Origin of the sequence: Orrella marina (assembly GCF_003058465.1) — a bacterium.
In the GTDB taxonomy this organism is placed as follows: Bacteria; Pseudomonadota; Gammaproteobacteria; order Burkholderiales; family Burkholderiaceae_B; genus Algicoccus; species Algicoccus marinus.
The window spans coordinates 2,735,496-2,756,211 of record NZ_CP028901.1 but is presented as its reverse complement, the minus strand read 5'-3'; the positions used below and the strand labels follow the sequence as shown (position 1 = coordinate 2,756,211).

The following is a 20,716-nucleotide window of genomic DNA, read 5'->3' as shown; positions in this document are numbered from 1 at the left end:
TTTTTAAGTATCAGGGGATTTCAGGTTGTGTTCGGGTCCGAGTTCCGTCGGCATGCCTTGCAAGGGGTATGCCCGGCAAGCGTGAGCCCGCAGTTCGATGCCGCCCTGTTTCACCTCATTGCGGCGATACGCTGGTCATCTACAGACTGCTGGCTTTGGCACGGTCCCGCCAGCTCCAGGCGCGTGTGATGAGGTGTGCACATGGCCCGGAAAGTCCGTCTCGTCAGCCTGCGCAAACGGCTTGATACCGTCGACCAGAAAGCTGCAAAGGCGCTGGTTCAGATGGTGCTGGTGCGGCCATTTCCTGAGCAGCTGAAATGTTAGATTTCCGGCATTGCCCTGGATGCTCCCTTGCAGCTGAAACGTCCGCTATTGCGCAGGCTGGACAGGCGGCACCCCGGGATGGGTACGCGAAGCGTGGGCAAGGCCATAGCCCCCGGGAGCACAGTGGCAAGACGCGGCATATCCCCACATCGACCTACTCGTCAGCCCGGCCTCAGGCCGAGGGCTGTAGGCAGGTCCCTCGTGGCCGCCGACGTAAGAGTAGAGTCATGCAGGTGGGGATTGGACGCCAACTCAGGCAGGCCTAAAAAGCGGGTAACCCGGCAGCGACCGCCGACGTAAGAAGCGAGTGGCCTGCGCCTTGGTGGCCTCATTGGTGACTCTATGTATTCTTTCGGAAACCTGCTCATCAACACGGCAAGGTCCATACATTGGTGCTGACACTCCTGACAGAATCAATCCCTGGTAGAAGCTGCCAGGAGATACAGCTTCGCGGTAGCCAGTGATGCGCATGAGCACTGCTTTCGTGTCCAGACAGTGATGCGCTGGAGGGGGGCAGGTAAGCGAGACTTCATGCTAATGCAGAACCACGCAATCAGGCTGATCAGAGAGCGGATAAGGTGATTGCAGTGTGCAGTCAAGATTCGCGAACCAGCCAAGGCCATGTGTGTTTTTGTGGCCGGGTTTGCAGCCCGGTGATCGCGATCGAAGACTTTGAATTGGCGGGTTGCGGTCTCTGTGTCGGTAAGCGTGGCGAAGTCGAGTGTGGGTTGATAGAGATAAAAACTCGCGAATCCATCGATTGGCGTAATTTGTCGAAACCCAGCAAAACTGGTCGCCGTACCTGTGTTGTACTGAAATGCTGCGTGAGGTACAGACCGGCGCATTGCTCACCGGTTTCGTGCTCGTCTGCCGTTACCCCTTGCTCAGCGCTGCGATCAGGATTTCTGCCTGTGCCGCAAAGTCAGCGGGCCGCCGTTTACGGAAGGTTTCGAGGTTTGCGAGCTTCCAGCGAATGGCCGGAAGGTCGGCCGTATGGCTGCATCCAAGTAAGGTCCAATCAGGATCGGCGCGTACCAGTCCAGCAAGAAACCGCTTGTGTTTGTCAGTCAATTGTTGCGCAAGATCGCAGCGTAATCGGGTGCGAACTTCCAGCAGCGTATCCAGTGAGCAAGGCACTTCGGTCATGCCCACAAACGCGCGTTCGTATTCTGTTTCAATGTCCTTGTCACTGCCAAACAGTACCTCATGCGGCGGTCGATTGTGTCCGGCGAGGTAGATGATGAAGCATTCAACCATGTTTTCAGTCAGGCAGTCTGACTCATACAGTTGCCATACGTCGAACAAATCACGCGGATGTTGCCGATCCAGCGCGGCGACCAGCTTGCCGGCGTACAGTTCATTACGAGCGAGAGTGGGTGTTTCAAACTCCACACCAAACAGATCGCTTGCCCGGGGGCTCAATGGCCGGTGCTCGGCTGGCAGTACCGTACCTCGGAACACAACGTTCACTTCGACTTTGACCAGGCTGGTGTCGTTTTCAACGATCAGCTTGGTGTCTCCAAGGTCTTTGCTACGAATCAGGCGTGTGTGGATGCCCAGCGGCTCGACACGTTTACTGATCTCGGCCAGTTCCTTATTGATTGCATGCAGGGCTTCATCACGTCGGGGCTGCCACGGCCGGTACACGACGAGATAGCCGCGGCATGTCTTGTACAAAGAGGTTGATCGCTGTGCCGCCTTTCATCGCAAAAATATCGTTGGCGAATACAGCTGGGGTGACAGCCAAGAGCAGACGAACAGTGTCTGCATAGCTTTTATCCATGTGGCTTCAGGCTTAGTAAAGTACCGTCCGGGAGTTGGCTCATCCAGCGCTTGTTGCTGCCTGTGCGCAGACAGTAGTGAGCAAGGATGTCATCGACGTTCACCACACCGGTTTCTCGCGCCCATGTTAGGAACATTCTGATGGTCTTCACGCTGGTGCAGCACGCCAGTAACTGGCCAAGCAGGTCTTTGCGAGGTGTGCGCAGGCCATCGAAGAGATTGCGTGCTTCTTCCAGGCTTTGTCGGGTGCCAGCGTCATACAGCATTTCCAGCACTGCGCGCTCGGCCACCGACACGCATGATGCGTCAGGTTGACCTGGAGGCGTTCCCAGGGTCTTGGCAGCCAGCATGTTGTCAGGCCACTCAAAGAGGCGTGCATAGACATAGCGGGCAGGGAATCGCGTGGTGAACCAGTCAGGAAGTGCGTAGCGGGTGTCGCCCCACAGGACCAGTGTGTCGCGGCCCAGATTGTGCCTGATACCGTGCAACGCCAAAGCGCTCTTGCCGCCGACATGCAGACCGGGGACGTGGCGCTGGAGAAACTGTAATGCGCCGTAGACACTGAAGTGATCGTTTGGGAAGGCATAGACGCCTTGCGCCAGGCGCACGAGCCAGCCGCTCTTGGCGTAATCAGCGGCGAGCTTGGGTGACACGCCAAACGTTGCTAGCGTGGCCAGGTCGAATGGTGCGCCGCGCGGCAGGTCAGCCTGAAGTCGCTTGATTAGATTGTATCGTGAATTTCTTTCCATAAGTTAAAAATAACACGTAATCTAATCTCATGGCCGTCGAAACATAAAAATGAGCTGCCATCTTTGTGGCCTTGGTCATGTGCCGAATGATTGAAAAACGTATTTAATATAACTTTTGAAGTAATAATGTGAACTAAATCTAATCGTCTTGGCTTTGCGTACCTGTTCTGCGGTATCAATCAGGTTCGCTGGCTATTCTGGTCGATCGTGACCGGGCATTCCGGGATCGTGGCCACCATCGGGTCATCGGTTGGCTCTGCTCCAGAGTTCGACGAAAACTAGAGAGCTAGCTTGATATTGGCAAAGCGACACTTGGCAGGTTCTTTTAATTTTTGCTCGAGCGATTGGATGATGCTTAGTGTGTACCGAGTATTTCCGATCCAGCGATGGTCGTACATTGGTTCACCAACCGCGCCAATCAAAATGAGTTCGATCTAAAGGCGACTGGGTCCTGTTGGTCTCGATGCTTAAAAGTGCTTGCCCTTCAAACCGGACCCAAACCGGATCGGAGATTTTTTTGGGGAAAGAGGCGGGACCAGCGGACTTCTGTAAGTGTTTGATTTTGTTGGTAGTTCCCGGGGCTGGACACAAAAGCCGCATGAGTAAAGGCTTTGCGTCAACTTGGGGAAAAACAATTTTCCCCATACAAGATTTCACTTCGGTGTCAGTAGGGCGCAACAGGGACAATCGGGATAAGCAGGTCAGATTGGTCGTGTATGCCCGTTTTTGACATGGTGTCGATCTTCCTGGCCCGCAGGTGTCCAGTTAGAAAAGGAGGGGCACTGACAGTCCAGGTGCAAGTAAGATAGCCATCACCAAGACGACTGGGCAGTCATGTCTTTTTACAGTATTTTCATTTAATTCATTTGTTGCACTTGATGTGCTTAAAGCGTTAGCATATGTTCACTTTAAAAAGGAAAACGTCATGCGAACAGTCGATCGAGTCCGCGAGGTCGCCCCACCCCTATTGAACCCTCACGACAAGGAGATGGTTCGAGCGGCTCAGCGTTGCATCATGGCATCGCTTGATCATTCTCGTGCTGCGTCCATTACCTTAACCACAGACACTGGGGAGACGCCAACTGTTGAGGTGCCGCCGGCAGCACTGAAGTTGATAGGTCAGTTGCTTGGTGCAATGAGCGAGGGGCGTGCAGTTATGTTGGTGCCCGCTGATCAAGAATTCACAACGGTGGAAGCGGCAAATTTCCTCAATGTGTCACGTCCATTTGTCATCAAGGAAATCGAATCAGGAAGATTACCGCACCGCAAGGTTGGGTCACATCGTCGTGTCGCTTTTGATGATCTGATGGCCTACGCACAAAAAATGCGTGAGCAGCAAGCGAGTGCACTGGAGCGGATGGCAGATAATGCACGCGAGTTGGGTCTGGAGTATTAATGGCTGGTCATGCTCGGTACACGGCACTTCTGGATGCCTGCGTTCTTTATCCCTTGGCGATGACCGATGCACTAATGAGCCTTGCTACAGCGGGACTGTATGCGGCCAAGTGGACAACCAGAATTGAACAAGAGTGGATACGCTCTTTGGAGCGGCAGCGACCTGAACTTGTGGGCAGGCTCACGATACGGCGTGATTCGATGCGTCAGGCTGTGCCCGATTGGGAAGTGCCAGAGTCTGCGTGGGCACCGTTAGTTAGCGGAATCGTGTTGCCTGACCGTGGTGATGTGCACGTTCTGGCCGCTGCGATTGCTGGTCATACTGATTGCATCGTAACTTCGAACCTGAAGGACTTTCCGGTCGAGGTGCTACAGCCTTACGGCATTGAAGCAATCGACCCTGACACGTTCATCGTCAACCAGTGGGAACTTGACCCCGTGCGCGTCATCACCGCATTCAAGCGTATGCGAGCGCGCCGAAGAAAGCCTTCGGCAGGTCCAGAAGAATTCGCCTATGCGCTTGAGGTTGGAGGCTTACCAGCCACGGCCGAAAGGTTGAGAGTCGCTGCGGAATTGATCTGAGATGGGCAGAGCGGGAAGTTGATTGTCCATGATGACCCACAAGCGCTACAGCGGTGTGCGATTTGATCGCGGCGAAGAAAATCGCGAGAGCTTGGAGTGAGGTAATGAATGAAAAATTGATCGCCTACGATCCGGCTGTTGCATTGGTCGACGATGAAGAGATCACGTTTTTCATGGCGGATGCTGTTGAGACCGGTGATTCAGCGAGCCAGCGTACATAGCCAGAACCCTTGATGCAGTTGCTCGTGCAAAGAAGGTGGTCAAGACTTCTGACAAGAATGGGTCATTGTCGGGGAGTGAGTGATTGCTTCCCCCCAATAATGGGGTAGAACCAACCGAATGACCTAAAAATCATTATAAATCAATGACTTAGTCGTGGTGCCCGGGGCCGGAATCGAACCGGCACGCCTTGCGGCGGGGGATTTTGAGTCCCCTGCGTCTACCAATTTCACCACCCGGGCATTGTGTGATGAGCTTCACTTTGCAGAGAAGTCATGAATTATACGTCGAAATTTAGATGTGGTCAGGGCCTTTGCTGCGCTAGACTAAGATTGACCCCAGAGAACAAGGAGACAAGGCTGTGGATATTCAAGTCCGTCACGACGCTGTCATGAGCACAATCGAGCAGATAACATCGCTCGGAGCTAATCTACATGAACTCGAAACCCGCGAGAAGATCCGCAAGTTGCTTGAGAATCTGGCGATCCAGTCTGACCTGTTTCCGGAAGAAGACTTCAAACCTCGGCCAGGCGCCTCAGGTGGCCTGTATGAACTGTATGTGGCACCTGATCGTTCCTTGTCTTTGTATGCCTCGGCAGGCGCTAGCGGCAAGTACCAGCCCCCGCATGACCACACCACCTGGGCGGTCATTGCAGGCATTCGGGGGATCGAACGCAATCAGTTCTTCGAATGCCTGGAACGCGACGACGCAACATCAAGTGGCACGATCCGCTTTGTACGGGATGCAGAGGTTGGACCAGGTCAAAGTGTGACGCTTGCTGCGGATGAGTTTCATACGATCGCAGTGGACGAGGGTGGTGATGCATTGCACCTGCATTTGTATGGAAATGCACTGGATACCTTGGTAGGTCGTATCGGGTTTGAGTCCGAAACCGGTGGACAATTCAAGCGTTTCATGGCCAAACCCATGACATTTGCGCCGTGGGTGACACAAGATGAACTTGAACAGATGGAATCCGACGGCAAAGCACTGACGATCCTGTCTTTCACGCTTGGTGATCTCTGTATGGCCGTAGGCGGGGCAGGGTTGCAACCAGGAGACAGGATTGTGCTGATTGACGCGCAGTCCCAGAATGATTCTGCCGCCGAAGAGCAAGTCCGGGCGCTCCAACGCAAGGGGTTCCATAACATTGCAGTGCTCAAGCCTGTGAACTGACTCGGTTTTCAACCTGGACGGAGGTTGATGTTGGACGATCCGGTCTGATAATACAAGGAGTGACGAATGCCATTGCTCAATCTGGGTGAGCGGTCTCTGTATTGGCGCACCGACGGAGATCCCTCTAAAACACCTCTCTTGTTGCTCAATTCGCTGGGTACGGATCATTCCATGTGGAATGTGCTGATGCCTGAGTTGCTCAAGGACTTTCATGTTCTGCGGATGGACAAACGAGGCCACGGTGGCTCATCCAATGTGACCGAACAGTGCTCGATTGCTGAACTGGGGCGAGACGTACTGGCCGTGCTGGATGCAGCAAAGTGGCCCAGAACCCATCTTTGTGGTGTCTCCATTGGCGGCATGACCGGCATGTGGTTAGGGTTGAATGCGCCAGAACGGCTGGATCATCTGGTGCTCTCGAACACTTCTGCCAAAGTGGTTACCGAGGTGTTTGCCGACAGGATCAAGCTGATCAAGGACAAGGGGTTGCAGGCAATCGTTGATCAGGCTCTGGGAAGGTTCTTCACACAAGGGTTCGTGACTGAGGCATCGCCTGCCTATCACTCTATCCGTGAGGTGTTTCTCCAATGTGATCCCGGTGGCTACATCGCTTGCTGTACGGCTATCCGGGACATGGATCAGCGACAGGATATCGCCGGCATCAAGTTGCCGACGATGGTGATCATAGGAGATCAGGATCAGTCCACTGTGCCTGCCATGGGTGAACAGATCGTGAGCCAGATTGCAGGTGCATCAGTCGAGCGGATGCCGCTTGCGCACATCCCGATGATTGAGGACCCAAAGAGCTACGTCCAGATTCTCCGGAAGTTTCTGCTGGGCACCTGATCTCCAACGCACTAGACTCGCCAGGGTTTGGCTGCCGTAGCAGCCGCAAAATGTGGATAGCAACGCTCAGGCGCCTGCGTAGACTTCGGTCTGTCTCCAGGGCGAGAGCGCCCGGATGATCGGCGCAGCAAAGCTTGAGTCCACCAGCGTTAACGCGAAGCATTTTGCAGGGAGTCGACATCACTTTGTAGAGAAGTGGCTGGATTTTCTGTGTGTCAATAGGCTTGATATTGACGTGCTTGCCCCCATGTACATCCGATAACACCGCTCGCCTGGTTGGTTTAATGACTGACCCGGTGTGCTTTTGATGATTTCAGAACCTTTTTTTGACAGGTGAATCCATGACAGAGACCACCAAGCCATCAACTTCGGAAACCATGGGGTTTCAGGCAGAGGTCAAGCAACTGCTGCACCTCATGATCCATTCGCTATACAGCAACAAGGAAATCTTTCTAAGAGAGCTGGTTTCCAATGCGTCTGATGCTTGCGACAAGTTGAGGTTTGAAGCGATCGACAAACCTGAGTTGCTCGAGAGTGACCCCGATCTGCGAGTTCGTGTTGACTTTGATGCAACTGCCCGGACTGTCACCATTTCTGATAATGGTATCGGGATGTCGCGTGATGAAATCGTGTCGAATCTCGGCACGATTGCCCGTTCTGGAACGCGTGAGTTTTTCTCGCAGCTCACGGGTGACAAGCAAAAAGACGCACAGCTGATTGGTCAGTTTGGTGTGGGGTTTTATTCGTCCTTCATCGTCGCAGACGAGGTCACGGTTCGCAGCCGTCGTGCTGGTTCGCCCGCCGCTGAGGGCGTGCAGTGGAAGTCCGATGGTCAAGGCGAGTTCTCGGTTGAGCCTGTCGAGAAAGTTGATCGTGGGACCGAAATCACCTTGCATTTGCGGGAAGAGGAAGATGACTTCCTTGGCAGCTGGAAGCTGCGTGACATCCTGCGTCGTTATTCCGACCATATCTCTCTGCCGGTGCAGATGCCCAAGGAAGAGTGGGACAAAGACGCATCGGAAATGAAGCGCACAGGAGAGTGGGAGTCGGTCAACCAGGCAAGTGCCCTGTGGACACGCAGCAAGTCTGACATCACCGAGGAGCAGTACAAAGAGTTCTACAAGCACGTCTCGCATGACTTCGAAGATCCTCTGGCATGGACCCACAACCGGGTGGAAGGCCGAAGCGAGTACACACAGCTGTTGTTTGTGCCCAGGCGAGCACCATTTGACCTGTACGACCGTGACGCCAAGCGCGGAGTCAAGCTGTACGTCAAGCGGGTCTTCATCATGGATGATGCCGAACAACTGCTGCCTGGCTATCTGCGCTTTGTCAAAGGTGTGATCGATTCTGCCGACCTGCCCTTGAACGTCTCGCGAGAGATCCTCCAGGAGAGCCGGGATGTTCGTTCGATCCGTGAGGGGTCCGCCAAGCGTGTGCTGTCCCTGCTTGAGGATATGGCTGAGAACCGTAAAGAAGACTATGCAGTCTTCTGGTCGACGTTTGGTCAGGTCCTGAAAGAAGGTACGGGTGAAGACCCATCCAATCAGGAGCGAGTTGCAAAGCTGTTGCGCTTTGCTTCAACGCATAATGAGTCGGACGTCCAGGATGTGTCGCTGGCTGACTATGTCTCTCGCATGAAGGAAGGGCAGGAGAAGATTTACTACGTCACGGCCGAGAGCTACAACGCGGCCAAGAACAGTCCGCACCTGGAGATCTTCCGCAAGAAGGGCATCGAAGTGCTGCTGCTGTGGGATCGGGTTGACGAGTGGATGCTTAGCTACCTGACCGCTTTTGAAGAGAAACAACTGGCATCGGTTGCCAAAGGGGGGCTGGATGTAGAGGCCCTGGCTGACGAAGAAGAGAAGAAGAAGCAGTCCGAGGTAGCAGAAAGCCTCAAGCCACTGGTTGATCGCCTGACTGAATCGCTCAAGGACAAGGTCAAGGAGGTTCGTGTCACGCTGCGTCTGGTCGATTCGCCTGCTTGCGTGGTGGTTGACGAGAATGATATGAGCCCCCACCTGCAACGTATGTTGCATGCGGCCGGTCAGGCGGCACCCGCGGTGCTTCCGATTCTTGAAATCAATCCGGATCATGCGCTCATCAAGCGGATCGAGTCGGCTGATGACACGCAGTTTGGAGATTGGTCGGCGCTGTTGCTGGATCAGGCCCTGCTTGCAGATGGGTCACAGTTGTCTGATCCGGTCGCTTTCGTCAAGCGGATGAACGACCTGCTGCTCAAGCAGTAATTCAGATGGCGTCGGGCGCCTGGAGACCGTTCTCGAGGTTCCCGTCAGCTACGCGATCAGGCGAGGAGGTCGACTCGACTCTGGCCAATTAGTGAGCTGTCCGAACCGATCCCAGTCAAACTCAGACCCGGGGTCGGTTTTTCTGTCTGGAGCGATATGGCAATGTCCCAGTGCCGCAGTCAGCGGGTAACGAGCCCTGAGTGCGCGGGTCAGCCTGCCGAGTGAGTCGTACTGCGCATCCGTATAGGGCGTGTCGTCGGTGCCCTCTAACTCGATTCCAATCGAGAAGTCGTTGCAGGCCGACCTGCCTTGAAACATAGAGAGGCCAGCATGCCAGGCGCGATCGTTACACGAGACAAACTGGGTGATGTGCCCGGTTCGATCAATCAGCAAGTGCGCCGAGACCTTGAGTCCCCTGATGTTTTCGAACCAGGGGTGCGCCTCAAAATCGAGTGCGTTACAGAAAAGGTCCGCAGGGCATCCCGTTCCAAACTCGCCGGGTGGCAGGCTGATGTTGTGGATCACTAGCAGATCTGGCTCAACCCCAGGCTGACGCTGGTCGTGATTATCCGATTGCCTGATGGTCACATTACGTTCAGGCGCGAGCCACCCGTCGGCATGGATGTGAATCATCGTTCTTTGACACCAATGCTTGCGTGCTCCTGACTACACCAGAGCTGTCCTTCTTTCATGAGAGCTTCGGATCGGGGCAGATACACGCCACAGTGTGCACAGCGTACCATTTCTTCTGCCTTGTCCAGACCTGGCTTCTGTGGCGCGTTGGGGGGCTGCTCCTGGGCCCTGGCAGCCTTGGCTTTCTGATGATTGATCAGCCTTACGGCAAAGAGCACCACGAGTACGACCGCAATCCAGAATAGTAGTTTACCCACGAGTTACACCCTCTCCAGAATCACGTCCACTACAAACCGGCTGCCGCTGTAGGAAAGCACGACAAACACAAAACCTATCATGGTATAACGAAGCGCGATACGACCGCGCCAGCCTCGCAAAATGCGCCCGGTCAGCAGGACCGCAAAGGTGATCCACGATAAAAGCGTGAATACCGTTTTGTGGTCCAGCAGGAGCCACTTGCCTGTCATCGCCAGAGTGATCAGTGCACCGGTGACGATTGTGAAGGTCAAAGCGGTGAAGGCTACCCAGATGAGGCGGAACAGCAACCTCTCCTGGGTTAGCAACGGCGGTTGAACGTCCAGCATGCGTCCAAGCGCCTTGCGAAGTCCTGTGACACTGCCGATCGATTCCCGCGGGTTGTGCAGGTGGTAGTCGAGCGCTGCCATGAGGGCTGCCTGCATTGCGGCGATGGTGATGATCCCGTATGCACTCAAAGCGAGCAAAAGGTGCCATCGCAGGGCGGGGTCGTCCGAAGATGCAATAATGAAGGTCTTTGGATAGAGACCGGCAAACAGGCACACAATACCGGCAAGCGGTAGTAGCAGCAACTGGATGCCGTCAATCCTGACGACGAGACTCTCCAGCCAGTAGATGGCCAGGCCCAGCCAGAGTGCAGCGGAGAGCGCCAGCGCCCAGTTGATCTGAAGCAATCCATGACCCAGTACCTGGTGCCAGAGGGCAAAGCCCTGCAGCCCCAGAGCGATCAGAAGCCCGAGACGTGTCTGGCGGCCCAGTGCTTCGACTGGTTTGCCGGCCTGTAACGTGCCCCATAGCACCGCTGCCAGTCCAAGATAGACCAGTGCGGCAAGCGAGTGAAATACAATCCCTGATGACATCCATCTAGTTTAAGCGAATCTGTCACCATGCTTGAGAACCTTACCGAACGAATGTCGCGTGTTGTAAAGACAATACGCGGTCAGGCCCGTCTAACCGAGGCCAATACCCAGGAGATGATGCGTGAAGTTCGTCTCGCTCTGCTCGAGGCGGATGTTGCCTTGCCAGTCGTGAGGCAGTTTGTCGAGCAGGTCAAACAGAAGGCCTTGGGTGAGGAGGTTGCAGGCAGTCTGAGTCCAGGTCAGGCACTTGTCGGCGTTGTGCACAGGGAATTGACCGCGTTGATGGGGGGCGACCTCGGAGAGCATGCGAGCGAACTCTCGTTGGCGGCCCAGCCACCAGCAGTCATTCTGATGGCCGGTTTGCAAGGTGCGGGTAAAACTACCACGACGGCAAAACTGGCGCGCTGGCTCAGTGCGGGCCAGTACACACAGGGCGGGCGCAAAGGTTCAAAGAAAAAAGTTGCAGTGGTCAGCGCTGACGTCTACCGACCTGCAGCGATTGAGCAGTTGCGCACCGTTGCCCAGCAGGCAGGTGTTGAGTGGATCCCGTCAGACGCCACACAGAAGCCGGAAGACATCGCACGCGATGCGCTGGATTTTGCGAAGCGGCAGCATTTTGATGTGCTGATCGTGGACACGGCAGGGCGTCTGGGTATTGATACGGCCATGATGCAGGAAATCCAGTCGTTGCATAAATTGCTCGATCCGGTTGAGACGTTGTTTGTTGTGGATGCCATGCAGGGCCAGGATGCGGTCAACACCGCCAAGGCATTTGGTGAGGCGCTGCCGCTGACGGGGGTGGTCCTTACCAAGCTGGATGGTGATGCCCGCGGCGGCGCTGCGCTTTCAGTGCGACATATCACTGGCAAGCCCCTGAAGTTTGTCGGTGTATCAGAAAAGCTGGACGGGTTTGAGGCATTTCACCCGGAGCGTATGGCGCAACGGGTGCTCGGCATGGGGGACATTGTCTCGCTGGTCGAGCAGGCCCAGCAGAAAATGGATGTGGCTGGGGCAGAGAAGCTGGCTGCGAAGATCAAATCGGGTGACAAGTTTGATCTGAATGATTTTCGGGAACAACTGGTTCAGGTTCGCAAAATGGGTGACATGAGCAGCCTGCTCGACAAGTTGCCGGGCCAGTTTGCCCAAGCGGCAGGACAGTTGCAAAGTGGTCAGGCAGAAAAGCAGATGCGCCGTACTGAAGGCATTCTGAACTCAATGACAGCCACGGAACGTTCCAAGCCTGAGTTGCTCAAGGCGTCCCGCAAGCGCCGAATCGCGGCCGGATCCGGCGTGTCAGTACAGGAAGTCAATCGTCTGCTGAACCAGTTCACCCAGATGCAGGGCATGATGAAACAGATGAAAAAAGGCGGTATGGCCAAGATGATGCGTGCCATGGGGGGCATGAAAGGCTTGGGCAAACTCGGTGGGTTCGGACGCTAATGGCTGACGGTGGTGCTGATGACGAAGGGTTTATTGCGCTGCGGTATTGAAGGCCACAGCATGCGATCACCACGGGGGGGCTGCTGTAAGCCATGTCATATAAAAGAGCGGCCAGACCTCAAAAGTCTGGCCGCTCTTTTATATGAACGTCGGATTGGCTCGGACAGGACGCTTGATTGGCGATTGGGCTCAGTCTTTCGGGGCGGGTTCTTCGTTGCGTTTGAAAACCAGATCAAACACGCCATGCCCGAGTCTTAATCCACGGGCTTCGAACTTGGTGAGCGGTCTGTGCTCTGGCCGGGGGCAAAATCCCTCGCAAGTGTTGTCGATTAGCGGGCTGGCATTCAGCACTTCCAGCATTTGATGAGCGTAATGTTCCCAGTCTGTGGCGCAATGCAGATAGCCGCCAGGTGCGATTCGGCTTGCCAGTAATTCGATGAACGGAGGCTGGATCAGTCTGCGCTTGTGGTGGCGTTTTTTGGGCCAGGGATCAGGAAAGAAAATGTGTACGCCTGCCAGGCTGCCTGGCGAAATCATTGTCTGAAGCACCTCGACCGCGTCATGCTGAATGATGCGTATGTTTTGAAGCGATTGCTCTTCAATCCTGGTCAGAAGTTTGCCGACCCCCGCGTTAAAGACCTCCACACCCAGGAAGTTATGGTCAGGCTGGTTGCTTGCGATGGTTGCCGTGGTCTCTCCCATGCCAAACCCGATTTCCAGGATGACGGGTGCCGAGCGATCGAATGCTTTCTCATAGTTCAGGCTGGTTGCCTTGAGCGGTATAACCCACTGCGGCGCAAGCGTCTCGAGTGCCTGACGCTGTCCCTGAGTAATGTGTCCGCGCCGGTGAACGAAGCTACGGATATGTGTTGATTGCATGGGTATCAGCCTCCACCGACGGCGACAACCACTTCCACGACATCATTCTCCTGAACGGTGTGATTAGCGTGCTGGCTTCTGGGGACGATTTGCCGGTTGATCTCGACTGCCACCCGTTTGCCGGTCAGGTCCAGTCTGGCGAGGAGATCCAGTACGGTCGAGCCAGTTTCAACCGTCGTAGTATGGCCATTCAGTTGTATTTGCATAGGGTGTATTTTAGCCTTGCCTGTGCGCTGGTTGTTGATCCTGTAATAAAGATCTTGCGCGGGTGTCGTTCAATGGTAGAACGGCGGCTTCCCAAGCCTCAGGCGTGGGTTCGATTCCCATCACCGCTCCATGTCCCCTTGTCTGCTCCACAGTTGCCTGAGGCCGGTTGACCGGTCGGACCAGCCTCGAAGTTGTCCCGCACGCAGTAGTAAGTGTCGTAGGCGTCCTTTTGCTTATAGCGGCCCATCAGAACATGACCCTTCAGGCTCTTTGGAAAGTGGTGAGTGGCTGACTGCGCCTGAGGTTGCGCAAGTTACCGGACTGAGCACCCGTAGTCCCGGCGATCGGCTCAGTAAATGGAGAAAGCAGGGGCTCATCTTCGCCATTAACCAGGGTGTGGACTATTTTTCCGGGCTACGGACTGGATCGCGATACAGGTTTCAGACCAGTGAGTGCGCTTGCCAGGATCTCCGGGTCGTTTGAAGGCCATAAAGATTCCGGGGGTATGGCCTACTGGTTCCGTTCTGAGAACAGTTGCCTGGGAGAAATACGACCAGAGAATCTAGTGACATCAACTCCCACGCCGGTGATCGCAGCGGCTGTGGGCGAGTTTCAGGATGCTGCCCATGCGTGAGCAAAGCGTCACGGAAACGGGTGTGGAGGGGGCACCGTGAAACATTTACCCGCCGGGACTTTTTTTACACGCCAGTCCCTCCAGACAGGTTGCATGGCACGCTCACGTTGCTCTCAAGGGACACGGTGTCGCACTGCTGGCACCAGTGCACGTATCTGCCCGATCGGTGTAACCCCGGCGTACATGGCAATGCCCGGTTCATTCCGATCAAGGACGAGCGTGAGAAGCCAGTCAATCCCTGCTCTGCGTGATGGCTTGACGGTAGAGTGCGTGAGGGAGTCAGTCTTTCATGGCGTTCAGCACGCTGCCGGCTTCAAGTGCTTCAGCAAGGATAAATTGGCCGGGTAGGTACATTGCGCTGTTCAGGTCCAGCGTGATCTTCAGTTCATCGATCTGGCAGAGTGTATTGGTGTTCATATCGTGCCTGGGATGGGTTGAATGGGTTGCGTTTTGATCGCCATAAGTATTGAAGCCTCGGAAGGAAGCAGGGTGCTGGCAGTTGATCGTGTTAGTCGTGTCATTCGTGTCGGCATTTGTACCGATTGCTTCCTGATGCGCCGCTAGTGCAGAATTCTTAGTGAGGTGTGTGTCGAGTTCATCAGCGTGCGAGTATCGGCTGTCAGTCGCACCACAGTGCCTGGGTTTCGGGGCTGTGCCATCGTCAACCCAGGTCATGGTCCAACACTTGGATAGGAATTGGCGATGTTCAGAGCGATATTGATTGACAAGAACGAGCAGGGATATGGTGCGTCACTGACCATGCTTGATGACACCCGGTTGCCGGACAGTGATGTGACCGTTGATGTTGCCTATTCAACGCTCAATTACAAAGACGGACTCGCGATCACTGGCAAAGCTCCAGTCGTCAGAAGATTTCCCATGGTCCCCGGCATTGATCTTGCTGGCGTCGTGCAAAGCTCCTCACATCCTCGATACAAGCCAGGTGACAAGGTGCTTTTGAATGGCTGGGGCGTCGGCGAGACCCACTGGGGTGGGCTGGCTCAGAGGGCACGGTTAAAGGGTGACTGGCTGATCCCCGTCCCGGATGCTTTCAGTCTGAAGCAGGCAATGGCTATCGGAACCGCCGGATACACCGCCATGCTTTGCATTCTTGCCCTTGAGCGACACGGCGTCAGGCCCGATCAGGGTGAGATCGTCGTCACCGGTGCATCGGGTGGCGTAGGCAGTGTGGCGGTCGCTGTCCTGAGCAAACTTGGCTACGAGGTGGTGGCCGTTACAGGGCGCACGGAGGAGGAGCCCTATCTTAAAGGACTGGGCGCCAGTCATGTACTGTCGCGTGAAGACTTTTCTTCTCCGGGCAAACCGTTAGGTAAAGAGCGGTGGGCGGGGGCGATTGACACCGTTGGCAGTCATACGCTTGCCAACATCTGCGCCACCATGCGTTACCGTGGTGTTGTGACAGCGTGTGGGCTTGCTGCAGGAATGGACTTGCCTGCAACGGTTGCGCCGTTCATCCTACGTAACGTCACGCTGGCTGGTATTGATAGCGTCATGTGTCCGCGAGACGATCGCATTCAGGCCTGGGCCCGGCTCGCAACCGATCTGGATGTTCGGAAACTGGATAGCATCTGCAAGGAAGTCGGCCTGGCTGATGCGATCGATCTGGCAACGCAGTTGCTGGAAGGCAAGATCAGGGGGCGGTTGGTGGTGGACGTCAATCGATGATCCTGCTGTATCAGACATCCAGCAGGACACTGCGCGGTGCGTCCGTACGGCACGAGTGGAGCAGAGTAATCATTAACTGGCCATCACTTGAGGATGGTCGTGGAGAATGCAATGACCGATAAAGACAAGTCGTCAGACGAACAGCCCGAGCAGCCGGTGAGCCGGTTTCACGTTCCTGAACTCAACGAGATGCCAGAAGATATCAGGCAACGGATACTCAAGGTGCAGGAGAAGTCGGGTTTCATTCCCAATGTGTTTCTCACGCTGGCGCATCGTCCGGACGAGTTTCGTGCCTTCTTTGCCTATCATGATGCCTTGATGGAGCGTCCCGGCAATCTCTCCAAGGCTGAACGTGAGATGATTGTGGTGGCGACCAGTAGCGTGAATCAATGTCAGTACTGTGTGATCGCCCACGGTGCGATTTTGCGGATACGGGCCAAGAACCCGTTGATTGCCGATCAGGTCGCTTCCAATTACCGCAAGGCAGATATAACCGAGCGTCAAAAAGCCATGCTGGATTTTGCGATGAAGGTTTCGCAGAGTGCCCATCTGGTGGATGAATCGGATTTTGAGGGGCTCAAGGTGCATGGCTTTAATGATGATGATATCTGGGACATCATGGGGATTTCGGCATTCTTCGGAATGTCCAACCGGATTGCCAACGTAAGCAGCATGCGCCCGAACAGCGAGTTTTATGCGCTTGGCCGTTAAGGTGGTCGGGGCGTGACATCAACGACAAATCGACAGGCCTGGCGAGTGTGACTTCATGAGTATGGGACGACGGTTGAAAGGGTCTGGCAGATCGCTCAGGCTGCTGGCCAGTGTGTGGCTACTGGCAGCAGGAATGAATGTCTCTATCGTGTCGCCGGCACTGGCAGAGTCTCCAGGTCCGGTCGTTCAGACTGCGGCTGGCAAGGTGCAGGGTGTGCTGCAAGGCAGGGCGCCCGGGATGCCGGGTGCACAAGATGTGCTGGCTTTTCGGGGGATTCCGTTTGGAGACTCCGTTGCGGGTGAGCGGCGGTGGACGCTTGCTCAACCGGCACCCCCTTGGAGGGGTGTGCTGGATGCAGCCCACTTCAAGCCCGCGTGCGCACAGCTTGCGCGATACAACCTGACCGAGGCGAGTGAGGCCGAGGACTGTCTGACCTTGAACATTTCGCGTCCGTTCCAGCCTGATGTTCCTTTGCGTGAGCAAACATTGCCTGTGCTCGTGTGGATACATGGCGGGGCGTTTGTAGGCGGGTCCGGCTCACTGTATCGGCTTGACCGACTCGCCCGAGATGCAAATGCAGTTGTCGTTTCATTCAACTACCGTCTCGGCGTATTCGGATTCATGCCCCATCCGGCATTTGATGCCGAGCACAACGGTGGGTACGCACTTGAGGACCAGCTTCTTGCGATGAAGTGGGTTCAGGACAATATTTCTGAGTTTGGTGGCGATCCGGACAACATCACCCTTGCGGGCGAGTCAGCGGGCGGCGCATCCGTCTGCATGCATCTGATGACACCAGAGAGAACACAAGGGCTATTTCACAAGGCCATCATCACCAGCGCGGCATGTTCGTTCGGATTGCGCAGTGCTGAACAATGGGGTTCATTTGGAGAGCAGGTGGCACGCGAAGCGGGCTGTGCGAAAGGTACGGATGTGCTCGAATGCCTGCGAGGCAAGGATGCCAACGCGTTGATGCAAGCTGGAGACCGTATTGCAGGGTCGGATCTGGCTGCGTTTGCGCCGGTCTACGGTACCCGGACGCTGCCACGGCAGGGGCTTGAGTCGCTTGAGTCTGGCAAGGTCTTGCCGATTCCGTTGCTTTATAGCGGTACCCGGGATGAGCTGCGGCTCTATGTCGGATACGCCGTGCAGGCAGGTGATGTCATTACGCATGAGAATTACCTGGATCACTTGCGTGCCGTGTATGGCGATCATGCGCAGGCTGTTCTCGAGCGGTATCCGGCCGATCGAGAATCATCTGCTGCCGCAGCGTTAGGGTCGGTCAACACAGACTTTCATCCGGGTGTCGGACTCAATCATTGTCAGTATGTCGATACAGCAAGGCTGCTGTCGCGGCACCTCCCCATATTCAAGATGGAGTTTGCCGATCGCACTGTTCCGGTTCTCGGGGTTTCCATCCCGGCTAAACCTGACCCGGGGTTTGAACTTGGGGCTGTGCACTCGTCCGATCTGAACTACTTCTTTCCGAATTTTTCCAATACGAGCCGGATGAATGCGCCGGATCTCTCCCTGGCCTCGCAACAAGTGGCCGATGATGTGGTCAAGTCGTGGGCCAGTTTCATGAGAACAGGCATTCCCGTTAGCGATGGTCTGCCGCAGTGGCTGCCTTTCAATGTCTCACAACAATCCATGCGGGTTGGGCCCGGGCAGATTGCGATGTTTGATCCCGAGTCTGAGTACCAGTGTGGGTTCTGGAAGAAACTGTATCCAGCTTCGTTTTCGGGGCCCAGGTAGTGCAACCGCCGCACCCAGGCAGACCGGGTGACGGCGATTCTCGAAATTCATAAATGGGTCCGGTAGTCCTGGATAGTTCCATTAGCTCCGGTTGCGCCTTGATCTGCAACTAGTGATCGGGACGTGGATATCAATTCAGATTGTGCAGCGCTTCGTCCCGGGTTTCAAAGATGTGGGGCGCGAGCTTGCGCCTGGATAACGCTTCGCCCAACTTGGCTCGCATGAAGGCGCTGGTCGTAAAACGCGTCACGCTGGAGTAGTACCGTTCCACACAGTCCCGGACCATGTCGGTGTATTCATCTTCCAGGTCACGGTCGAGCCAGAATCCTTCGTAGTTCACGATCGCCTGGACTTGCCTGCCTTGCTGCGCAACAGGTTCACACCGCTTTTTAACCATGGCTCGAATGTCTTCGATCTCCTGAACGGTCCTGATCTCCAGGCCTTCGAAGTTCAGGTACATCACGTTATTGGCGTCATCGTAGGCAAACCGGGCCTCGAATGGCAGGTTCACCAGGCTCTTGCGTAACTCCATCAACTCAGGCCTGAAAATCCGGGCGTCCATGAGCCGGGGGCCTTCGATGACCGGGCGAAACGCCATGTGCGCCAGAACGTCACGTTCAAGATCGATACCTGGTGCAATTTCAGTCAGAACCAACCCCTCTTTTCTGAGCTCGAACACGCAGCGTTCGGTGATGTAGAGCACTTCCTTGCCTTGGGCTGCCGCGTGCGATCCTGAGAACGTTCGATGTTCAACTTCTTCTACAAACTTGCGCTGGCTCGCATCGCGCTTGATCTGAAGCCCCTGCGGTGCAACATCAATCTCACACTTTCCGCTCAGAAATGTCCCGGTGTAGACGACTTTCCTGGCGCTCTGGCTGATGTTGATGAATCCACCGGCACCGGCGAGACGGGGACCAAACTTCGAGACGTTGACGTTACCTTGCGCATCGGCCTGCGCGAGTCCAAGTACGGCAACGTCTAGACCCCCTCCATCATAAAAGTCGAACTGGTAGGGTTGATCAATGATCGCCTGGGCGTTGACCGCAGCGCCAAAGTCCAGTCCGCCGGCAGGCACACCACCAATGACACCGGGTTCGGCCGTGAGTGTGAACAGATCAGCGATTTTCTCCTCGTCTGCAACTGCCGCCACACCCTCTGGCATGCCGATGCCAAGATTCACGACGCTGCCTGCTCGAAGCTCCATGGCGGCACGCCGCGCAATCACTTTGCGCAAATTCAGAGGCATGGGTGCATCACCGCCTTCCGGAATGCGCAGTTCGCCAGCGAAAGCCGGGTTGTATCGGGTGGCAAACGTCTGCTGATGCTGTTCGGGTGGTGCCACTACAACGCAGTCAACGAGAATCCCGGGTATCTTGACCTGGCGCGGGTTGAGAGATCCCTTCGCAGCCATGCGTTCAACCTGGGCGATCACCAATCCGTCACTGTTGCGTGCAGCCATGGCCAGCGAGAGCATTTCTAGCGTCAGCGCTTCACGCTCCATGGTGATATTACCGTCAGGGTCCGCTGTGGTGCCGCGCACGATCGCCACGTCGATAGGAAGCGCTGTGTAGAACAGATACTCCTCACCATTGACTGGCATGAGCGTGACCAGATCCTTCTGGGTGCGTGCGTTGAGCTTGCCGCCACCAAACCGGGGGTCGACGAATGTGCCGAGTCCAATCCTGCTCAGATGGCCAGGTTTGCCCGCTGCGATATCCCGGAACAGGTGCGTGATGACACCTTGCGGCAGGTTGTAGGCCTCGATCTCATTGTCCAGAGCAAGTTTTTGCAGTCGGGGCACCAGGCCCCAGTGTCCACCGATTGCGCGCCGCACGAGTCCCGGATGACCGAGGCGGTTCAACCCCTGTTCCTTGCCGTCGCCCTGGCCTGCGGCGTACAGCAGAGTTAGCTCAGCTGGTTTTTTATGGGCAGGGGTGTCGGGGTCAAGGTAAAGCGATTCCAGCGCGGTGGCAACAGCTTCTGGGAATCCGATTCCAACAAAACCGCCCGTCGCAACGGTGTCGCCACGATGAATCAGACGAACGGCTTCGGTTGCGTGAACCAGCTTGCCGCGGTCCCGAGTTTCAAAAGGTTTGGTTGACGCACGAGGAGAAAGGGCCATAGTGCTCTCCTCGCTTAGTGGAGTATCACATTGGCGGACACGCCCATGCGGACAGGCATTGTCGCAATGCTGATGCAGGGATGAGGTTGATTTGAAATAAACGATGTGCCCAGGTGCATGATGTCGTCTCCAGTCTGCAAAGAATGCACGGGCGAATTCGCTCGTGCTCCGTTTTTTTTAGCAGTCTATTCCATTTTTTGCATGAAGAAA

General features: G+C 55.5%; 18 protein-coding genes, 2 tRNA genes and 1 pseudogene. 11 read left to right on the top strand and 10 right to left on the bottom strand.

All coding sequences use genetic code 11. The features are described 5' to 3' along the window. The first annotated feature begins 201 nt into the window (after nucleotides 1-201). The gene (locus tag DBV39_RS20315) at nucleotides 202-324 is read left to right on the top strand and encodes a hypothetical protein (RefSeq protein ID WP_265416001.1); all 123 of its coding nucleotides are present in this window, start codon (nucleotides 202-204) and stop codon (nucleotides 322-324) included. Between the two features lie 873 nt (nucleotides 325-1,197). On the opposite strand, the pseudogene DBV39_RS12490 reads toward DBV39_RS20315, so the two are convergent. Together DBV39_RS12490 and DBV39_RS12485 are read right to left on the bottom strand one after the other, a co-directional pair. After that, nucleotides 1,198-2,107 (bottom strand): annotated as a pseudogene (locus DBV39_RS12490) (nucleotidyl transferase AbiEii/AbiGii toxin family protein). Further along, nucleotides 2,100-2,855, bottom strand: coding sequence for a type IV toxin-antitoxin system AbiEi family antitoxin domain-containing protein (locus tag DBV39_RS12485; RefSeq protein ID WP_108621802.1), 756 nt, complete (start codon nucleotides 2,853-2,855; stop codon nucleotides 2,100-2,102). The pseudogene DBV39_RS12490 and the gene DBV39_RS12485 overlap by 8 nt, the downstream one beginning before the upstream one ends. Nucleotides 2,856-3,780: 925 nt before the next feature. On the opposite strand from DBV39_RS12485, the gene DBV39_RS12480 reads away from it, so the two are divergent. Both DBV39_RS12480 and DBV39_RS12475 read left to right on the top strand, forming a co-directional pair. Then, complete coding sequence (locus DBV39_RS12480) at nucleotides 3,781-4,251, top strand: helix-turn-helix domain-containing protein (protein ID WP_108621801.1); 471 nt, start codon at nucleotides 3,781-3,783, stop codon at nucleotides 4,249-4,251. Next, a complete protein-coding gene (locus DBV39_RS12475; RefSeq protein ID WP_108621800.1) occupies nucleotides 4,251-4,832 on the top strand; it encodes a PIN domain-containing protein in 582 nt (193 codons plus the stop codon). The genes DBV39_RS12480 and DBV39_RS12475 overlap by 1 nt, the downstream gene beginning before the upstream one ends. Before the next feature lie 376 nt (nucleotides 4,833-5,208). On the opposite strand, the gene DBV39_RS12465 is transcribed toward DBV39_RS12475, so the two are convergent. After that, a tRNA-Leu gene (locus DBV39_RS12465) sits at nucleotides 5,209-5,293 on the bottom strand. Nucleotides 5,294-5,412: 119 nt separating this feature from the next. Between DBV39_RS12465 and DBV39_RS12460 the strand changes: the two genes are divergently transcribed. The 3 genes from DBV39_RS12460 to htpG all read left to right on the top strand — a co-directional run bounded on the left by DBV39_RS12460 (nucleotide 5,413) and on the right by htpG (nucleotide 9,323). Continuing rightward, nucleotides 5,413-6,228, top strand: coding sequence for a cysteine dioxygenase family protein (locus DBV39_RS12460; protein ID WP_108621799.1), 816 nt, complete (start codon nucleotides 5,413-5,415; stop codon nucleotides 6,226-6,228). A gap of 66 nt (nucleotides 6,229-6,294) precedes the next feature. After that, nucleotides 6,295-7,074, top strand: coding sequence for a 3-oxoadipate enol-lactonase (gene pcaD / locus DBV39_RS12455; RefSeq protein ID WP_108621798.1), 780 nt, complete (start codon nucleotides 6,295-6,297; stop codon nucleotides 7,072-7,074). 341 nt (nucleotides 7,075-7,415) lie between these two features. After that, nucleotides 7,416-9,323, top strand: a complete 1,908-nt coding sequence (gene htpG / locus DBV39_RS12450) for a molecular chaperone HtpG (RefSeq protein ID WP_108621797.1) — start codon at nucleotides 7,416-7,418, stop codon at nucleotides 9,321-9,323. 48 nt (nucleotides 9,324-9,371) lie between these two features. On the opposite strand, the gene ampD is transcribed toward htpG, so the two are convergent. From ampD to DBV39_RS12435, 3 genes are read right to left on the bottom strand one after another with little or no spacing between them, the layout of a single operon-like run. Further along, entirely contained in the window at nucleotides 9,372-9,956 is a 585-nt protein-coding gene (ampD, locus tag DBV39_RS12445; RefSeq protein WP_108621796.1) for a 1,6-anhydro-N-acetylmuramyl-L-alanine amidase AmpD, read from the bottom strand. Beyond that, on the bottom strand, nucleotides 9,953-10,213 hold the full coding sequence (locus tag DBV39_RS12440; protein WP_108621795.1) for a PP0621 family protein: 261 nt from the start codon (nucleotides 10,211-10,213) through the stop codon (nucleotides 9,953-9,955). The genes ampD and DBV39_RS12440 overlap by 4 nt, the downstream gene beginning before the upstream one ends. Nucleotides 10,214-10,216: 3 nt before the next feature. Next, nucleotides 10,217-11,071, bottom strand: a complete 855-nt coding sequence (locus tag DBV39_RS12435; RefSeq protein ID WP_108621794.1) for a cytochrome C assembly family protein — start codon at nucleotides 11,069-11,071, stop codon at nucleotides 10,217-10,219. Nucleotides 11,072-11,098: 27 nt separating this feature from the next. Between DBV39_RS12435 and ffh the strand changes: the two genes are divergently transcribed. Then, nucleotides 11,099-12,511 carry a signal recognition particle protein gene (gene ffh / locus DBV39_RS12430; RefSeq protein ID WP_108621793.1) on the top strand — a complete coding sequence of 471 codons (1,413 nt, stop codon included), beginning with the start codon at nucleotides 11,099-11,101 and terminating at the stop codon, nucleotides 12,509-12,511. Between the two features lie 189 nt (nucleotides 12,512-12,700). On the opposite strand, the gene trmB is transcribed toward ffh, so the two are convergent. Together trmB and thiS are read right to left on the bottom strand one after the other, a co-directional pair. Beyond that, the gene (gene trmB, locus DBV39_RS12425; RefSeq protein ID WP_108621792.1) at nucleotides 12,701-13,390 is read right to left on the bottom strand and encodes a tRNA (guanosine(46)-N7)-methyltransferase TrmB; all 690 of its coding nucleotides are present in this window, start codon (nucleotides 13,388-13,390) and stop codon (nucleotides 12,701-12,703) included. Nucleotides 13,391-13,395: 5 nt separating this feature from the next. Continuing rightward, a complete protein-coding gene (thiS, locus tag DBV39_RS12420) occupies nucleotides 13,396-13,596 on the bottom strand; it encodes a sulfur carrier protein ThiS (protein ID WP_108621791.1) in 201 nt (66 codons plus the stop codon). 58 nt (nucleotides 13,597-13,654) lie between these two features. On the opposite strand from thiS, the gene DBV39_RS12415 reads away from it, so the two are divergent. Next, nucleotides 13,655-13,727, top strand: a tRNA-Gly gene (locus DBV39_RS12415). 783 nt (nucleotides 13,728-14,510) lie between these two features. On the opposite strand, the gene DBV39_RS19530 is transcribed toward DBV39_RS12415, so the two are convergent. Then, nucleotides 14,511-14,648 (bottom strand): hypothetical protein, encoded by a 138-nt coding sequence (locus tag DBV39_RS19530; protein ID WP_159078930.1) that lies wholly within the window; start codon nucleotides 14,646-14,648, stop codon nucleotides 14,511-14,513. A gap of 285 nt (nucleotides 14,649-14,933) precedes the next feature. Here DBV39_RS19530 and acuI point away from each other — a divergent pair, with 285 nt between their 5' ends. From acuI to DBV39_RS12390, 3 genes are all read left to right on the top strand, one after another. Next, nucleotides 14,934-15,917, top strand: a complete 984-nt coding sequence (gene acuI / locus DBV39_RS12400) for an acrylyl-CoA reductase (NADPH) (RefSeq protein ID WP_108621789.1) — start codon at nucleotides 14,934-14,936, stop codon at nucleotides 15,915-15,917. Between the two features lie 111 nt (nucleotides 15,918-16,028). Continuing rightward, a complete protein-coding gene (locus tag DBV39_RS12395) occupies nucleotides 16,029-16,628 on the top strand; it encodes a peroxidase-related enzyme (protein ID WP_108623258.1) in 600 nt (199 codons plus the stop codon). Between the two features lie 55 nt (nucleotides 16,629-16,683). After that, on the top strand, nucleotides 16,684-18,384 hold the full coding sequence (locus DBV39_RS12390; RefSeq protein WP_227870616.1) for a carboxylesterase/lipase family protein: 1,701 nt from the start codon (nucleotides 16,684-16,686) through the stop codon (nucleotides 18,382-18,384). A gap of 130 nt (nucleotides 18,385-18,514) precedes the next feature. Here the strand turns inward: DBV39_RS12390 and DBV39_RS12385 are convergent, their stop codons facing one another. Beyond that, a complete protein-coding gene (locus DBV39_RS12385) occupies nucleotides 18,515-20,506 on the bottom strand; it encodes an acyl CoA:acetate/3-ketoacid CoA transferase (RefSeq protein ID WP_108621788.1) in 1,992 nt (663 codons plus the stop codon). Nucleotides 20,507-20,716: the final 210 nt, after the last annotated feature.

What these genes read in the sequence shown, in the direction of transcription:
- DBV39_RS20315 (WP_265416001.1), top strand. Translation starts at nt 202, where the DNA reads ATGGCCCGGAAAGTCCGTCTCGTCAGCCTGCGCAAACGGCTTGATACC.
- ffh (WP_108621793.1), top strand. Translation starts at nt 11,099, where the DNA reads ATGCTTGAGAACCTTACCGAACGAATGTCGCGTGTTGTAAAGACAATA.
- DBV39_RS12390 (WP_227870616.1), top strand. Translation starts at nt 16,684, where the DNA reads ATGAGTATGGGACGACGGTTGAAAGGGTCTGGCAGATCGCTCAGGCTG.
- DBV39_RS12435 (WP_108621794.1), bottom strand. Translation starts at nt 11,071, where the DNA reads ATGTCATCAGGGATTGTATTTCACTCGCTTGCCGCACTGGTCTATCTT.
- acuI (WP_108621789.1), top strand. Translation starts at nt 14,934, where the DNA reads ATGTTCAGAGCGATATTGATTGACAAGAACGAGCAGGGATATGGTGCG.
- ampD (WP_108621796.1), bottom strand. Translation starts at nt 9,956, where the DNA reads ATGATTCACATCCATGCCGACGGGTGGCTCGCGCCTGAACGTAATGTG.
- pcaD (WP_108621798.1), top strand. Translation starts at nt 6,295, where the DNA reads ATGCCATTGCTCAATCTGGGTGAGCGGTCTCTGTATTGGCGCACCGAC.
- thiS (WP_108621791.1), bottom strand. Translation starts at nt 13,596, where the DNA reads ATGCAAATACAACTGAATGGCCATACTACGACGGTTGAAACTGGCTCG.
- htpG (WP_108621797.1), top strand. Translation starts at nt 7,416, where the DNA reads ATGACAGAGACCACCAAGCCATCAACTTCGGAAACCATGGGGTTTCAG.
- DBV39_RS12385 (WP_108621788.1), bottom strand. Translation starts at nt 20,506, where the DNA reads ATGGCCCTTTCTCCTCGTGCGTCAACCAAACCTTTTGAAACTCGGGAC.
- DBV39_RS12485 (WP_108621802.1), bottom strand. Translation starts at nt 2,855, where the DNA reads ATGGAAAGAAATTCACGATACAATCTAATCAAGCGACTTCAGGCTGAC.
- trmB (WP_108621792.1), bottom strand. Translation starts at nt 13,390, where the DNA reads ATGCAATCAACACATATCCGTAGCTTCGTTCACCGGCGCGGACACATT.
- DBV39_RS12395 (WP_108623258.1), top strand. Translation starts at nt 16,029, where the DNA reads ATGACCGATAAAGACAAGTCGTCAGACGAACAGCCCGAGCAGCCGGTG.
- DBV39_RS19530 (WP_159078930.1), bottom strand. Translation starts at nt 14,648, where the DNA reads ATGAACACCAATACACTCTGCCAGATCGATGAACTGAAGATCACGCTG.
- DBV39_RS12480 (WP_108621801.1), top strand. Translation starts at nt 3,781, where the DNA reads ATGCGAACAGTCGATCGAGTCCGCGAGGTCGCCCCACCCCTATTGAAC.
- DBV39_RS12475 (WP_108621800.1), top strand. Translation starts at nt 4,251, where the DNA reads ATGGCTGGTCATGCTCGGTACACGGCACTTCTGGATGCCTGCGTTCTT.